Raw genomic sequence first — 14,191 nt, forward strand, 5'->3', positions numbered from 1 at the left:
AGTCAGGTATATGGACTCGGCCCTCATCGCCGCCGTGCGGCGGTTCAACCGGACGGTCACCCAACGGGTAGGTGCGCTCGACGACGAGTACATGGCCCAGGGACGCCCCCTGGGGCAGGCGCGGCTGCTCTGGGAGATCGGCCCCGACGGTGCCGAGGTCGCCGCGCTGCGGGCCCGGCTCGGCCTGGACTCCGGACACCTCAGCCGGCTCCTGCGCGCCCTGGAGAACGACGGCCTCATCGCCGTCGGACCGGCCGACCAGACCGGCGGCGACGGCCGGGTCCGCGTCGCCACCCTCACCGACGCCGGCCGGACCCAGTGGGCCGACCTCGACCAGCGGTCGGACGATCTCGCCGCCTCGATCCTCGAACCACTCACCGAACACGGTCGCGAACGACTCGTCACCGCCATGGCCGATGTCGAACGGCTGCTCGTCGGCTCGATGGTCGTCATCGAGCCATGCCCGCCGAGTGACAGGCGAGCCCGCGCGTGCCTGCGGGCCTACGCCCGCGACATCGCTCGACGATTCGACGACGGCTTCGACCCCGCACTGAGCAACCCGGTCCACGACGACGCGCTCGTCCCGCCCAACGGGGTTCTCCTGCTCGCCACGCTGAACGGCGAACCGATCGGCTGCGGCGCTGTCAAACTCCACCCCGACGCGCCCGCCGAGATCAAACGCGTGTGGGTGGCCGACACCGTACGTGGGCTCGGCGTCGGGCGGCGGCTGCTGGGTGAGCTGGAACGGTACGCCGCCGAGCGCGGCGCGCCAGCGGTCCGGTTGGACACCAACCGCAACCTCACCGAGGCGATCGCCCTGTACCGGGCGACCGGTTACCGGGAGATCGAGGCGTACAACACCGAGCGCTACGCCCACCACTGGTTCGAGAAACAGCTCAGGCAGTGACGGCCTCGAGGGCTATCCAGGTGGCGACGGCGGCTCAGTTGGGCGTTCTCGTGGCCCGTTGCGGATCCCCGGGCTTGCGCAGCAGCTTGCCCGCACCACTCGTCGTCATCCGCTCGCCCGTCCTGTGGTTTATGCGCGCTCTGCGGCATTCGTACCATGGGGCAGGGGGAGTCAGTCGGGCTACCCGATGGAGCTGAGCCGGTGCGCGGTGCTGGCGAACGACCGGATGAGTTCCGTCTCGCCACTGGTACGCCAGATCAGCCCCCACCGGGCCGGCGGGGCGTCGTGGATGGGCACGTAGGCGATGTCCGGCCGCGCGTAGTAGCGGGCAGCCTGGGCGTGCACGGGCGAGACGGCTTCGCCAGTGGCGAGTATCGGGATCATCTCCTGGAAGTTGGAGACCGACGGGCCGATCGGGATGAACCGTCCGCTGGGTGTGCGTACTGGTACCAGGATCTCCCGCCAGTAGTCCGGCCGGGCCCCGCCCATCACCGTCTCGTCCGCCAGGTCCTCGTAGGAGACCGATTTCCGGCCGGCCAGCCGGTGGGTCGCCCCGACGGCCAGCACTATGGGTTCGGTGTAGATCACCGGGCCGACGGTGAGGTCCGGTTCCTTGACGGGCAGCCACACGATCTGCACGTCGATGTCGCCGGCGCGCAGCCGACCGAAGGGGTCGCCGAAGTCGACATGCCGGATCTGCACCTCGCACTCACTGTGCTCCTTCGCGAACCCGTCGAACAGCTCGCGGAAATCATGGAGGTTGACGGCGATCGACCCGACCCGCAGCACCCCGGTCTTGCCCCGGGCGGCGAGCCTGGCCCGGTCCATGCCCTCGTGCAGACCTCGGTACATGGGCTGAATGTCGTCGAAGAGCCGTTGGCCGATCGGTGTGAGTTTCACCTGCCGGTTGTTCCGCTCGAACAGCGCGGCGCCGATCCGGCGTTCCTGCTTCTTGATCGCCTGGCTGACCCGGGCCTGGGTCACGTGCAGCCGCTCGGCGGTACGGGTGAAGTGCAGTTCCTCCGCCAGGGTCAGAAAGATCTCGATGTCGCGGAGTTCCATGTGCTGTTCCCGATCCACCCATTAGCGAAGGGTTATGGCACGTTACCGGTTGTGATCTTGTAGCCCGGTGCCTCGCCGGGCAGGCTGACGGACGTCGTCGCCGAACAGCATCCGGCAGCCTGAACGAGGAGATCGTCGTGCGCAAGCTCGTGTATTACATCGCCGCCACCCTGGACGGCTTCATCGCCGGTCCCGACGGCGCCGACCCCACCGGTCCCGGCGGGTTCTGGCCCGTCCCGGACGACTACCTGCGTCACCTCGTCGCCGAGTACCCGGAGACCCTTCCCGGTCCGGCCCGGCAGGCGTTCGGCATCACCGACCAGGGCAGCCGGTTCGACACCGTGCTGGAAGGGCGTCACTCGTACGAGGTGGGCCTGAAGGCCGGCGTGACCGACGCGTACCCGCACCTGCGCCACCTGGTGTTCTCCCGCACGCTGGGCAGCAGCCCGGACCCGGCCGTCGAGGTCATCGGCCAGGACCCCATCGCCACGGTACGAGAGCTGAAGCGGCACGACGGCAGGGACGTCTGGGTGATCGGCGGCGGCGCGCTGGCCGGTGCCCTCTACCCCGAGATCGACCAGCTGATCATCAAGCTTGCCCCGTTGACCATTGGCGCCGGCATCCCGCTCTTCGGCCGCGACGCCGTCTTCGCACCACGCGCCTGGCACCTGACCGACCACACAGTCCTGGACAGTGGCGCTCTCTTCCTCACCTACACGCGCACACCGACCGGAAACGAGTCAGCAGGAACTCGCCACATACTCCAGCCCTCGTGAGTGGTGGCGCGTCGGCACGTTGGGCGAGAACGGCGAGCCCGTCGGGTTCGTCGTTCCCGCCCGCAACGCCTACCACCCGGGATCGCCTACCTCGGCGTCGTTCCGGAGCACCGGGGCCACGGGTACGTCGACTGCCTTCTCGCCGAAGGCACCCGAACGCTGGCCGCCGAGGGGGTCCCACGCATCCGCGCGGCCACCGACCTGGGCAACGTACCCATGGCAAGGGCGTTCGCCCGCGCCGGTTACGGCAACTTCGAGCGGGCCATCAACATGGCCTGGTAGCGCGAGCGACAGGCTGCCCCCAATCAGCCCTTCACCGCGCCCGCGGTGAGCCCCTCGGTCAGGAAACGCTGCCCGAGGGCGTACATGATCACTACAGGGATGCTGACGAGCAGCGACGCCGCGGCGAGTTGTCCCTGCGGCACGACGTCCCCCGCGATCATCGACTGCATCCCCACCGGGAGCGTCTTGTACTCGTCCTTCGTGATGAACACGAATGCGAAGAGGAACTCGTTCCAGGCGTTGGTCAGGGTGAAGAGCGCAACCGCCAGCAGCCCTGGCTTGGCCAGCGGCAGCACCACCCGGCCGAACGCCTGGATGCGGCTGCAACCGTCGACAAGCGCGGCCTCCTCCAACTCGATGGGGATCGACGAGAAGTACCCCACCAGCAGCCAGGTGGCGAACGGCAGCGTGAAGGTCGGGTACGTCACCACGAGGGACCACAACGAGTCGGTGAGCCGGGCGCCGATGAGCATCTGATACAGCGGGATGAACAGCAGCGCGCCCGGCATCACGTAGGTGAGCAGCACAGTGACGGTGAAGCCCTGCGCCCCACGGAACCGCAGCCGGGCCAGCGCGTAGCCCGCCAGGGCGGCGCAGACCAGTGCCACAGCGGTCGACGCCGCCGACACCAGCAGGGTGTTGAGATACCAGCGGCCGAACGGCTGGTTGTCGAACAGCGCGCCAAACTGCTCAAGCGTCCATGGCGTCGGCCACAGGTCGTCGGTACGCATGACGACCTGGCCCTCGGACTTGAAGGCCGTGACGGCGATCCAGTACAGCGGGCCCAGCACGAAGAAGAGCAGGCCGGCCAGCGCGGCCCAGGAACCCAGGCCCGACACCACTGACGACGACCGGCGACCACCTCGGGACTGGAGGGTCGAGACCACCCGGCCGACCCCCGCCGCGATCAGCAGGATCACACCGAGGACCACCGCCGCCTTCCAGAAGATCTGCGGTGACGCCCAGGCCAGCAGACCGGTGACCATTGCGGCGACGACCCACGGAAGCGCCTTCCGCACCGGCGCGGCCCACCGCCGTGCGCCGATCCACTGCGCTGTCCGGCGTCGCCGGGGCAGTTTGATGTTGGTGTCCTGGCGCAACAACCGGACCAGGACGAACACCAGCCCGCCGATGATCGGCAGCATGACGAGCGTGACCGCCGCGCCTGCGCCGTACTGGAGTTGCAGGATGGCCTTGGAGTAGGCGATGAGCACGTACGGCGCCGTCACGTCGCCAGGGCCGCCCTGCGTCAGCAACCAGACCAGGTCGAAGTTGTTGAACGTCCAGATCGACGACAGGGTCACCGTCACGGTGATCACGTGGCGCAGTCCGGGCAGCGTCACGCTCTTGAACCGCTGCCACGACGAGGCGCCGTCGATTGTCGCCGCCTCGTAGAGGTCCGCTGGGATGGCCTTCAACCCCGCGAGGAAACACACGGTGAAGAACGGCACTCCCTTCCAGACGTTGACGAGGATCACCGACGGCATGGCCAGTGACGGGTCGGACAGCCAGCCCGCGGGCCAACTGTCGACGAGGTGCGCGCTGGCCAGCAGCGGCCCGATTCCGGTGGCGGTGAGCAGCGTGTTGACGCTGCCGAAGATCGGGTCGAGCAGCGCGCGCCAGCTGAACGCCGTCACCACCGTCGGCACCACCCACGGCACCAGGAGCAGCCCGGCCAGCACGGCCCGGCCACGACGGCGGTGGTGCAGCAGCAGGGCCGCGGCCAACCCCAGCACGACCTTGAAGACCTCGGCGTACGCGGTGAATACGAACGAGTTCACCACGCCGGTGTGGAACTGGTCGTCGCCGACGAGCGCGAGGTAGTTGTCCAGGCCGACGAAGACGCTGTCCTGCCCGTGCCGTTCCGTGGTGCTGGTGATGATCGACCGGGCGATCGGCACGAGAACCAGCCCGCCGACCAGCACTGCCATCGGCGCCAGGAACAGTGCAGCGAGTCGCCAGTCGCGGCCCAGCCGCCGCTGAACCGCGGTGAGGGAGCCAGGCCCCGACGGCGAGGATTTCCTCGCCGCCGGGACCCGCGCAGGACGGACTGACCTCACTGTGGCAGCCCCTGCTGGTTGAAGATCTGCACCATCTTCGCGTGGGCGGCCGTCACGGCCTGCGCCGGCGCTGTGCCCTGCACCACCTGCTGCATCATGTCGGTGAGGACGTAGGCCGACCCCACCGCCTGCTGGCCCGCGCTGGCCTTCTGCGGGAAGGCCAGGCCGTTCTTCGTGTTCAGCGGCAGCTTCAATTCAGTGATCTTGCGCAGCATGGGGAACGCCGGGTCGCCGCTGGTGAAGAACGGGTCGGCATCCCAGACCTTCTCCCAGGCGGGCATCACCAGGCCGGGTGCCTCCTTCGCCACACCGAGCAGCGCTGGTGCGCTGACCAGGTACTGAGCCAGGAGCTTGGCGAGCGCCGGGTTCTTGGCACCCTTGAAGACGACGAAGCCCTGCGACTGGCCGAGCAGCAGCGGGTTGTCGGTCGCCGGCCCGATGCAGTCGGAGAACACGTGGGTGTTCTCGTGCACCGGGTTCTTCTTGGTCCTGGAGTCCGCGTAGACGCTGAACTGGTTGCGGGTGTAACCGAGGATCCCGGCGAGCCAGTTCTCGTTGTTGCTGGTGTCGGTCCAGCTCGCGATTCCCGGCGGCAGCATCGGCTTGTACTTGGGGTTGGTGTAGATGTCGCCAAGGAACGTCACCGCCTGCACGGTTTCCGGGCTGTTGAAGGTGACCTTCCGGCCGTCGTTGGCGGCGATCGACCCGCCGTAGGCGTTGATCAGCGCCTCGATCATGCCGTTGCCGTCACCGGACCGGTTCACAGTCATGCCCCAGCCGAACCGGCGCTTGCCCGGATCGGAGATCTCCAGGCACAGGTCCCGCAGCTCCTCCCAGCTGTAGATGTCCTTGGGAGTGATGCCCTTGTCCTGCATCCAGTCCTTGCGCAGGAACGACCCGATCCCGATGAAGTGGTACGGGATGGCGAACCACTTGCCGTCGAAGACGCAGAAGTTCTTGGCCTCGGCGCAGGGCTCGCCGTACTTGGCGGTCAGCGCCTTGACGACGTCCGTCACGTCCTCCAGGTCGCCCAGCGCCTGGAACTGCGCGACGAACCGCGAGTCGGTCATGAACGCCAGGTCACGGGCCACCCCGCCCTTGACCTCGGCGTCGATCTTGGCCACCACGTCACCGGCGTCGGCCTGGACCAGACTGTTCTCGATCTTCGTTCCGGTGGTGTCGGCGAACTTCTTGATCGAGCTGTCGAGGGCTTCGTTCGCCGCCGTCGAGTACAGCTTCTGCGACAGCATGCCCATCGAGGAGCCCTTCATCGCCGCCGCGGCGTCGATCAGCTCCTGCGGAACCTCCGGCTGCACCTTGCTGGGCGATTCGGACTCGCCCCCGCACGCGGCCAGACCGGCCGCGCCGAGCACCCCCACTCCCATCCCCAGAAAGCCGCGCCGGGACCATGCCGGTTTGATCTCCATGAACATTCGCCTCCTTGAAGTCTCCGCACCTCTGCACGCCGAAGGCCTGTCTGACGAACACCGCGATGCTCGTGCTCCAGGCGTGTCCATGACGGCGACCAGAGACGCGTCGCCCCCATCGATCAGCGCGTTCGCGTGCTCGTTGTCGAAATGCGTCGGGTTGCCACGGTGCCGGCGGGCTCGTTCGTGCCGCCGTTCACCGTCGTCCTGCCTTGGCGTCCGTGTGGGCCGCGCGAGAGAATCCGCGTGTCGCTCGCCGGGTAGCGCGACGAGGTCGAGGCGATCGACGACCGGGCCGAGGAAGCAGCGCTGACGTTCCAGTTCGGTCGGGTCACGGGACCACCGCCGTTCGAGATTTCGAACCAGGTTCGATATACCGGATCGAGTGGTCGCGACGCTAAGGCAGCGTGGAGAGCGATGTCAATGTTTCGATGTTGTTTCGAGCCGAAAGCGGGAGGTTGGCTAACGAGGCTGCGCCCGGTGACCCATCCGAGCCGACAACTCGGCCGCGCCCTCGCGAACCAGCCCGGTCCACTCCACCTGCACCTGAGGCGTCCAGCGAATGATCGGCGCGGACAGGCTCATCCCAGCGATGACGGCACCGGTATGGTCCCGGATCGCCGCGGCGACGCAGCGCATCGCGCTGTCCGACTCGCCAACGTCGACAGCGACGCCCTCCACCCGGACACGTTCGAGCTGCTCACGAAGAAGGTCCGGGTCGGTGATGCTGTCCGGCGTCATGCCCGGCAGGGGTTCCTTTTGCAGGACGGCGTCCAGGTCCGCCTGATCGAGGGCCGACAGCAGTACCTTGCCGACCGCCGTGCAGTGGGCGGGCAGCCGCAGCCCGACCCCGGAAACCATCCGAACGGGGTGGGTGCTGTCGAACTTCACCAGGTAGATGACGTCGGCGCCGTCGCGTACCGCCACATGAACCGCCTCGTCGCACGCGGCGGCCACGTCCCGTGCGACGCCCTGCGCCTCACGTACCAGATCAAGCCGGCCCGCGAACGCCGCGCCGAGTTGGAACAGCGGCATGCCGAGCCGATACTGCACCGGCTGACCCGGTACGGAGATCAGGTACGAGCGAGCCTCAAGCGTGACGAGCAGTTCGTGGACCGTGGTGCGGGGCAGGTCGAGCCGCTCCATCACCTGGCGGGCCGACAGTTGGGGGCAGTCCAGGAACAGTTCGAGGACGTCGAGTGCGCGGTTGAGTGCCGGTACCACACGGGGCATGTCGATAGTCCCTTCGCAGTGCCGGCCCCGTGTCAACGATCTCCACACGGGCCGGCACTTGAAGAGGATATCTACGTCGGCTCCCGACGCCAGGTCGCGGACTCGTCGTCCATCAGGGCGGTCCCGGCAGATCGAGGTCAACTGGTGTGCTGCAACACCGGGACGATCCGGAAGTCCACAGTGGCCTGTTCGATGGTGGCGTGCACCGGGGAGTCGGCCATCTCCGTCATGATCCCCGAGGCGCTGCGCCGGCCGTCCGCGGCGGAGTCCCACGCGACGATGTCGGTGATGGTGCCGTCGTCGTCCTGCATGATCCGACGCCACCGGAAGCCGGGCTGACGCCGCAGGTAGTCGTTGATGTCTTCGTTGGCGTTGACGAAGTCGGCGCCGGTCAGGCCGGGGACGAGCCGGAACGTCGTCATCTCAAGCGCTTCGCTCATGGGTGCACTCCTCGTGATGCGCGGTCAGCCCTGCACGGTTGACCGCATGATGATCTCGTTGACGTCGACGCTGCCCGGCTGGGCGATCGCATGGGCGATCGCGTCAGCGACCGCCGAGGCAGGCATTCCCAGCTCCTCGGCCGCCGCGTGGACGGCAGCCCGCACCCGAGGGTCGCCACCCCGCTCGGTGAGTTCCGAGTGGGTGTAGCCGGGGCTCACCAGGGTCACCCGGATGTCCTGGCTCTCCTGGCGCAATCCTTCGGTGAGTGCCCGTACCGCGTACTTGGTGGCGCAGTAGACCGCAGCCGTCGGGTCGACGCGGTACGCGGCGGTGGAGCCGATGTTGATGATGTGCCCCGCGCCACGGGCGCGCATCAACGGCAACGCGGCGGCGATGCCGTACAGGGTGCCGCGCAGGTTCACCTCGATCATCTGGTCCCACTCGTCCACCCGCAGCGTGTCGAGGGTCGACAGGGCCATCACGCCGGCGTTGTTCACCAGCACGTCGATGCGACCGTGTCGTTCGTGGGCGCCCTCGACGAAGGAGAGCACGCTGTCGCGGCTCGTGACGTCCAGCTCATGGTGGTCGGCGGTGCCGCCAGCGTCGCGCAGTTCGTCGACGAGCGCGGTGAGCCGGTCGACGCGTCGGGCGCCGAGCACGACGTGATGACCGTCGGCGGCCAGCCGGCGGGCGGTCGCCGCACCGATACCACTGCTCGAACCGGTGATGAGAATGATCTTCGAGCCGGCACTGTTTCCCATTGATCCTCCTGTTGCACTTCGGGCCCGCTGCCCGAGCGCCGCAGCTCAACGATCCGGCTGGTACGCGGGCCCTGGAAGGGCGAGGTTTCCGGGGTGCGCCACACCCCGGCACCGTGTCCGGTTAACTCGGTTCAGGCAACCTCTGTCCCGTAGGCCCTCGATGTGCCGATCACGCCAACCGGCGGACCGGCCGGCGACGGTGGTCCGACGTCTTAGGCTGATCGGCATGCCCGATTCAAACCGGCTCGGGGAATTCCTCCGGGCCAGTCGCGGACGAGTCGACCCCAAAGAGGTCGGACTGCCCAGCGGTGGCGACCGCCGGGTACCCGGACTGCGCCGCGAGGAGCTCGCAATCCTGGCCGGGGTGAGCGCCGACTACTACGCCCGCCTCGAACAGGGCCGGGAGCGCAACCCCTCCGCACCGCTGCTCGACGCGATCGGTCGGGCCCTGCACCTCGACCCGGACGCGCGCCGCCATCTCTTCCGGCTCGCCGGGCTCCACCCTCGCCTCGGCCCGGACAACTCCCGGGACTCCGTGCACCCGGCGCTGCTGCGGCTGCTGGACGCCTTCCCCACCGCCGCCGCCTACGTGCTCAGTCCCGCATTCGAGGTGCTGGCCACCAACAGCGTGGCGGCTGCCCTGCTGTCCCCGTTCATCGGCCCGACCAACATGGTCCGGGTGCTGTTCCAGCATCCGCAGGCCCGCGCCGTCTTCCCCGACTGGCCGTCCCTGACCGAGAACGTCGTACACGCCCTGCGACTCAACGCCGGTCGCTTCCCGGAAGATCCCCAAATCCGGGCGCTCGTGGCCGACCTGCAACGCGACTCGCCGGCGTTCCGCACCCTCTGGGCGGACCAGACAGTGCGGGGCCTGACCCGCATGTTCAAGGTCATCAACCACCCCGAGGCGGGACAGGTCCAGCTGACCTACCAGACCTTCGACGTCCGCGACGCTCCCGGTCAGCAACTTCTGGTCGGCACGCCTGAACCGGGCAGCGCCGAGGCCCTGGCCGCCCTGGCGGCAGCAGATCGGGTGATCGCAGCCCAGCCGCCGGGTGGCAGTCAGCCATCCGAGGGAGCCTCCGACCACCCGGCCGGCAGGCGGGAGCCATGACGGGCCACGGTGGGGTCGAGCTGATCTGAGGCGCGTACCGCATGCCACAGCACACTCCGATGGACGCATCCGCGACGACCCCGGGCATCTGGCGCATCATGCTCGGACGGCTCAATGCGGCGATGCCGGTCGAGGATGATGAGGACCCACGTCCTTGCCCCGTGGTATCGGTCCAGTCGGCTAACGATCGACGTAGTGGTACCGACAGGCGATGATCTCGACGTCGTCCTTACTGATCCGGTACACCAGCCGGTGTTCACGATCGATCCGGCGGGACCAGAAGCCGGACAGCTCTCCCCGAAGGGGCTCCGGCTTTCCGATGCCCTCGTATCCGTTGCGCATCACGTCCGCGATGAGATCATTGATGCGCTTGACCAGCTTCCGGTCCGTGTGGCTGAGGTACTGGTTCCACGCCGTCGCGGTGAAGACCAGCCTCACGCGATGTCCCGGACGGTGGCCGGGTCGATCAGGTCCCGCTCAGCCGCATCGCCCTTCTCAAGCTCTGCCATCGACCGGCGCAGCGCGGCGGCGTTGCTCGGGTTGCGGAGGAGATACTCGGTCTCCTTCATCGACTCGTACTCCGCGAGGGGCACGATCACCACGGGCTCGTGGCCGGATCGGGTGACCACCACTTCCTCCGCGTCGTTGATGACGCTGTCGAGTTCGGCGGCCAGGTTCTGCCGTAGCTGGGTGAAGTTCACGGTCCGCATAGCCACCTCCAGGGCAAGTACAGAAAACTGTACCTCGGGTGGGCCTACGGCGACGTGCACATGCGTCTCCGCCTACTTGCTGTACTTCGCGCTGCACCGGCCCGAATCACGGCAACGGCGGCCGCATAAGGGCCGCCGACCTGCATAAGAGTGGGCCGCCAGGGACTCGAACCCTGAACCTATGGATTAAAAGTCCACAGCTCTGCCATTGAGCTAGCGGCCCGCGCGCTCAGGTTACCCGACGGTGAGCGTCGACGGCTCTCGGCTTCCGGCCGGCCGTCGATGGCTGCGGCCGGCCGGTGCCCGGCCGCAGTTGATCATCACCGGTCGGGGGCGATGCGGAGGGTTCCAGGCGCTGGATCGGTGCGCTGGTGTGAATCGAGCGACCTCGCGCGGCGGCGCATGGGTGTGGGTCGGTGGGGAACCAGGACCGACATGGGATCAGGTCGATTGCCTGCCGTGGCGGCTTCCGGAGAGGAGATCGGGCCCGATGGCGTACGCCAGCCGGGTGGGGAGGTGCACGCCTGGCTGCCCGGCCAGAACCAGACGGTCTGTGGGCTGGCGCTGAGTCGGACCCGCTTGCGTCGCTTCCCGCATGTGCGCTTCGACTACTCGGGCACCGATGTGCTCACTCAGGCGGACGCGGTGGGCTGTATCTGCCCACGCTGCCTGGCCGCCACCGCCGGTAGGCGGGGCAAGGAGAAGCACGGCTGGGTACGGGAGTTTCCTCGCCCTTGATCGACTCGGGATTCAGGAAGTCGGGCTGTCCTGCGCGCGCGGATGCCGCGACTTTCGGGAAGCCGAGTGGATCAAGCCGCGCGAGCCACGAGCCGTGGGTGGTTGAGCTGCTGCTGGGCGGGTACGGGGTCGGGCATGCGGATCGTGGTGGTGGGGGCGAGCGGCAACGTCGGTACGGCGCTGCTGCGGCGGCTGCGCCGGGAGCGGGGCGTGGAGCTGGCCGGGGTCGTGCGACGGTTGCCCGGCCCGGATGCCGGCGAACCGTACGACCAGGTGGAGTGGCACTCCTGCGACATCGGCGCGCCGAGCGCGGTCGGGCAGCTCGCCGAGGTGTTCGCGGGTGCGGACGCGGTGGTGCACCTGGCCTGGCAGATCCAGCCCAGCCACGACCAGCGGGTCTTGCGCCGGACCAACGTCGAGGGCAGCCGGGCGGTGATCAACGCGGTGGTCCAGGCCGGTGTTCCGGCCCTGGTGTACGCCTCGTCGGTCGGCACCTACGCGCCCGGCCCGAAGGACCACCCGATCAGTGAGCGGTGGCCCGCCACCGGCGTGCCCGGTTCGTCGTACAGCGAGCACAAGGCGGAGGTGGAAGCGCTGCTGGACATTGTCGAACGGGATCAGCCGACGCTGCGGGTGGTGCGGATGCGACCCGGGTTGATCTTCCAGCGGGCCGCTGGTGCGGAGATCACGCGGTATTTCCTCGGCCCGTTGGCGCCGGTGCGGCTGCTGCGCTTCGGCCGGATCCCGCTGGTGCCGACGAACCGCCGGTTGCGGATGCAGGCGGTGCACGCCGATGACGTGGCCGACGCGTACGCCCGGGCGGTGTTGGGTGATGCGCGCGGCGCCTTCAACGTCGCCGCGGACCCGGTGCTCACTCCGGAGCTGGTGGCCCGGCACTTCCATGGTTGGACGGTGCCGGTCGCCGCACCGGTGCTGCGGGTGGCGGCGGCGCTGACCTGGCGGGCGCGACTGCAACCTGTCGACGCGGGCTGGGTGGAGCTGGGTCTGAACGCCCCGCTGATGTCCAGCGAGCGCGCGGAGACCGAGCTGGGCTGGCAGCCCAAGATCAGTGCGCTGACGGCGCTCAAGGAACTCTTCGCCGGAATGGCCGACGGCGACCACACGCCGAGCCCGCCGATGTCCGGCGCACGGGACCTGCCCGGCCGCCCCGCCGCCCTCCTCCACGCCCGCCCCCCAGGCGAAGGAAACCCCTACTGACCCCACCCACCTTGTTGATCAAGAGCTTTCGGTCAAGAAACGCCGCCCCGATGACCGAAACCTCTTGATCACCGGCGCGGGCGCGGGCGCGGGCCGTGGCGCGCGGGCGGGTTAGGAGAGCTTGGAGCCCGTGAGCGTGGGGTTGCGGGCGCCCAGGAAGAAGATGCCGGGGAAGCCGCGGGTCTCGAACTTGGCGCTGGGGTTGCGGCGCAAAGTCGAGTTTTCGATCCTCATCGTGCCGGTGCGGTTGTTGCTCACGAAGAAGACCGCGCCGCCGCCCTCGTTGGCAGTGTTGTTCTCGATGATCGTGCCGGCGATCCGTACGGTGAACTCGTTGCCGTCGCAGTAGATCGCGCCACCGCTGCCGCCGCCGGGCGTACCGGACTTTGCCGGGTTGGCACCGCTGCCGATCGCCTCGTTGTTCCTGAGCAGGCTGTTCAGCACCACCCACGACACGCCGATGCTGCTCAGCGCCCCTCCGTTGGAGCAGGAACCGCCGTCGAAGGTGCTGCCCACCACGTACACCGGCTTGTTCTCGTACTGGCTCAGCACCCGGACCGCCGCGCCACCCAGGTCCGGGCCGGTGCGGTCGCAGCGGTTGCGGACGAAGCGCGAGTTGACCACCTTCAGCCGCCCGCCGCGCACGAAGATCGCCCCACCGCCGCCGCCCTCGGCCTTCTCTCCGGTGGAGTTGCCGTCGGCGAAGGTGAGGTTCTGCACTGTGAGCTGCGGGTGATCCTGGTTCTGGCAGTGCGAGGTGGTGAAGCCCTGGGCCTCGTCGCAGGTGTTCATGTAGAGGATGCGGCGCTGCCCCTGGCCGCTCAGCGTGACGGTGCCGCCGCCGTCCAGCACGATCTTCGGCCCGTTGGCGTTGCGGACCTTCGCGGTGGCGGCCATCTTGATCGTCACCGGGGCCGGTCCACAGTTGAACGTGATGACACCGCCGGCCGCGACGGCCTTCACGACAGCCGCGGAGGTGCAGCTCGCCGGGGTGCCGGTGCCGATGGTCCGGGTCGGCTTCGAAGTGTCCACCGCCCGCGCCTCGGCCGGCACGGTGGCAGTGCCGTTCGGGTTGCCGGCGGCGAGCACCTTGGTGGCGGGCTTCGGGCTGGTGCTGGCCCCCGGGCCGCCGAGGCCGTCCCGCGCCCCCGGCGCGTCGCTCTGACCGCCGGTGGGCAGCGCCGTCGGCGAGGCGGTCGAGCCGGCCTCGAAGGCGGGGGCCGGGTCGTTGGGCGCGCAGGCGGGCAGGGCCGCGGTGGCGACACCGAGGACGAGGAGAGCGGCAAGCGACGTCATGCGCACCCAGTGATGCTAGGAGCCGCGACGGCATCGCGACGAATCCGCCGGGCCGGTTTAATGCGCAGCTAAGCCGCGCCCCGCGCCGCCCGCCGCTCGCCCGCGCTGTCGCTCGCCGCCCGCCGCCGCTCGCCCGCCGCCCGCCGCCGCCCGCCGCCGCTCGCCC

The 14,191-nt window shown here is 68.9% G+C and carries 15 protein-coding genes and 1 tRNA gene; 6 read left to right on the forward strand and 10 right to left on the reverse strand.

Translation table 11 applies throughout. The features are described from left to right. The first annotated feature begins 10 nt into the window (after positions 1-10). Positions 11-907 (forward strand): helix-turn-helix domain-containing GNAT family N-acetyltransferase, encoded by an 897-nt coding sequence (locus tag AB0B98_RS21370; protein ID WP_357364721.1) that lies wholly within the window; start codon positions 11-13, stop codon positions 905-907. Positions 908-1,087: 180 nt separating this feature from the next. Here AB0B98_RS21370 and AB0B98_RS21375 read toward each other — a convergent pair whose 3' ends face one another. After that, positions 1,088-1,969: a LysR family transcriptional regulator gene (locus tag AB0B98_RS21375; protein ID WP_357364723.1), complete on the reverse strand. Its 882-nt coding sequence runs from the start codon at positions 1,967-1,969 to the stop codon at positions 1,088-1,090. Positions 1,970-2,106: 137 nt separating this feature from the next. Between AB0B98_RS21375 and AB0B98_RS21380 the strand changes: the two genes are divergently transcribed. Both AB0B98_RS21380 and AB0B98_RS21385 read left to right on the forward strand, forming a co-directional pair. Continuing rightward, on the forward strand, positions 2,107-2,745 hold the full coding sequence (locus tag AB0B98_RS21380) for a dihydrofolate reductase family protein (protein WP_357364725.1): 639 nt from the start codon (positions 2,107-2,109) through the stop codon (positions 2,743-2,745). Further along, positions 2,746-3,027: a GNAT family N-acetyltransferase gene (locus tag AB0B98_RS21385; RefSeq protein WP_357364727.1), complete on the forward strand. Its 282-nt coding sequence runs from the start codon at positions 2,746-2,748 to the stop codon at positions 3,025-3,027. It begins immediately after the preceding gene. Positions 3,028-3,050: 23 nt separating this feature from the next. Here AB0B98_RS21385 and AB0B98_RS21390 read toward each other — a convergent pair whose 3' ends face one another. From AB0B98_RS21390 to AB0B98_RS21410, 5 genes are all read right to left on the reverse strand, one after another. Continuing rightward, a complete protein-coding gene (locus AB0B98_RS21390) occupies positions 3,051-4,958 on the reverse strand; it encodes an ABC transporter permease subunit (RefSeq protein ID WP_357364729.1) in 1,908 nt (635 codons plus the stop codon). A gap of 125 nt (positions 4,959-5,083) precedes the next feature. After that, the gene (locus AB0B98_RS21395; protein ID WP_357364731.1) at positions 5,084-6,514 is read right to left on the reverse strand and encodes an extracellular solute-binding protein; all 1,431 of its coding nucleotides are present in this window, start codon (positions 6,512-6,514) and stop codon (positions 5,084-5,086) included. Positions 6,515-6,976: 462 nt separating this feature from the next. Further along, positions 6,977-7,747: an IclR family transcriptional regulator gene (locus AB0B98_RS21400; RefSeq protein WP_357364733.1), complete on the reverse strand. Its 771-nt coding sequence runs from the start codon at positions 7,745-7,747 to the stop codon at positions 6,977-6,979. A 137-nt stretch (positions 7,748-7,884) separates the two neighbouring features. Then, complete coding sequence (locus tag AB0B98_RS21405; RefSeq protein ID WP_357364735.1) at positions 7,885-8,187, reverse strand: hypothetical protein; 303 nt, start codon at positions 8,185-8,187, stop codon at positions 7,885-7,887. Positions 8,188-8,211: 24 nt separating this feature from the next. Next, entirely contained in the window at positions 8,212-8,949 is a 738-nt protein-coding gene (locus tag AB0B98_RS21410) for an SDR family oxidoreductase (protein WP_357364737.1), read from the reverse strand. A gap of 226 nt (positions 8,950-9,175) precedes the next feature. Here AB0B98_RS21410 and AB0B98_RS21415 point away from each other — a divergent pair, with 226 nt between their 5' ends. After that, complete coding sequence (locus AB0B98_RS21415) at positions 9,176-10,063, forward strand: helix-turn-helix transcriptional regulator (protein WP_357364739.1); 888 nt, start codon at positions 9,176-9,178, stop codon at positions 10,061-10,063. A gap of 180 nt (positions 10,064-10,243) precedes the next feature. Here the strand turns inward: AB0B98_RS21415 and AB0B98_RS21420 are convergent, their stop codons facing one another. The 3 genes from AB0B98_RS21420 to AB0B98_RS21430 all read right to left on the reverse strand — a co-directional run bounded on the left by AB0B98_RS21420 (position 10,244) and on the right by AB0B98_RS21430 (position 10,996). Continuing rightward, entirely contained in the window at positions 10,244-10,501 is a 258-nt protein-coding gene (locus tag AB0B98_RS21420) for a Txe/YoeB family addiction module toxin (protein WP_357364741.1), read from the reverse strand. Next, on the reverse strand, positions 10,498-10,773 hold the full coding sequence (locus AB0B98_RS21425; protein WP_030500666.1) for a type II toxin-antitoxin system prevent-host-death family antitoxin: 276 nt from the start codon (positions 10,771-10,773) through the stop codon (positions 10,498-10,500). The genes AB0B98_RS21420 and AB0B98_RS21425 overlap by 4 nt, the downstream gene beginning before the upstream one ends. A gap of 151 nt (positions 10,774-10,924) precedes the next feature. After that, a tRNA-Lys gene (locus tag AB0B98_RS21430) sits at positions 10,925-10,996 on the reverse strand. 236 nt (positions 10,997-11,232) lie between these two features. Here AB0B98_RS21430 and AB0B98_RS21435 point away from each other — a divergent pair. Together AB0B98_RS21435 and AB0B98_RS21440 are read left to right on the forward strand one after the other, a co-directional pair. After that, positions 11,233-11,511 (forward strand): hypothetical protein, encoded by a 279-nt coding sequence (locus AB0B98_RS21435; RefSeq protein ID WP_357364743.1) that lies wholly within the window; start codon positions 11,233-11,235, stop codon positions 11,509-11,511. Positions 11,512-11,646: 135 nt separating this feature from the next. Next, positions 11,647-12,729 carry an NAD-dependent epimerase/dehydratase family protein gene (locus AB0B98_RS21440; RefSeq protein WP_357364745.1) on the forward strand — a complete coding sequence of 361 codons (1,083 nt, stop codon included), beginning with the start codon at positions 11,647-11,649 and terminating at the stop codon, positions 12,727-12,729. 111 nt (positions 12,730-12,840) lie between these two features. On the opposite strand, the gene AB0B98_RS21445 is transcribed toward AB0B98_RS21440, so the two are convergent. Continuing rightward, a complete protein-coding gene (locus AB0B98_RS21445; protein WP_357364912.1) occupies positions 12,841-14,025 on the reverse strand; it encodes a hypothetical protein in 1,185 nt (394 codons plus the stop codon). Positions 14,026-14,191 lie beyond the last annotated feature (166 nt).

The sequence above is a fragment of the Micromonospora sp. NPDC048947 genome (genome assembly GCF_040649495.1).
In the GTDB taxonomy this organism is placed as follows: Bacteria; Actinomycetota; Actinomycetes; order Mycobacteriales; family Micromonosporaceae; genus Micromonospora; species Micromonospora alfalfae.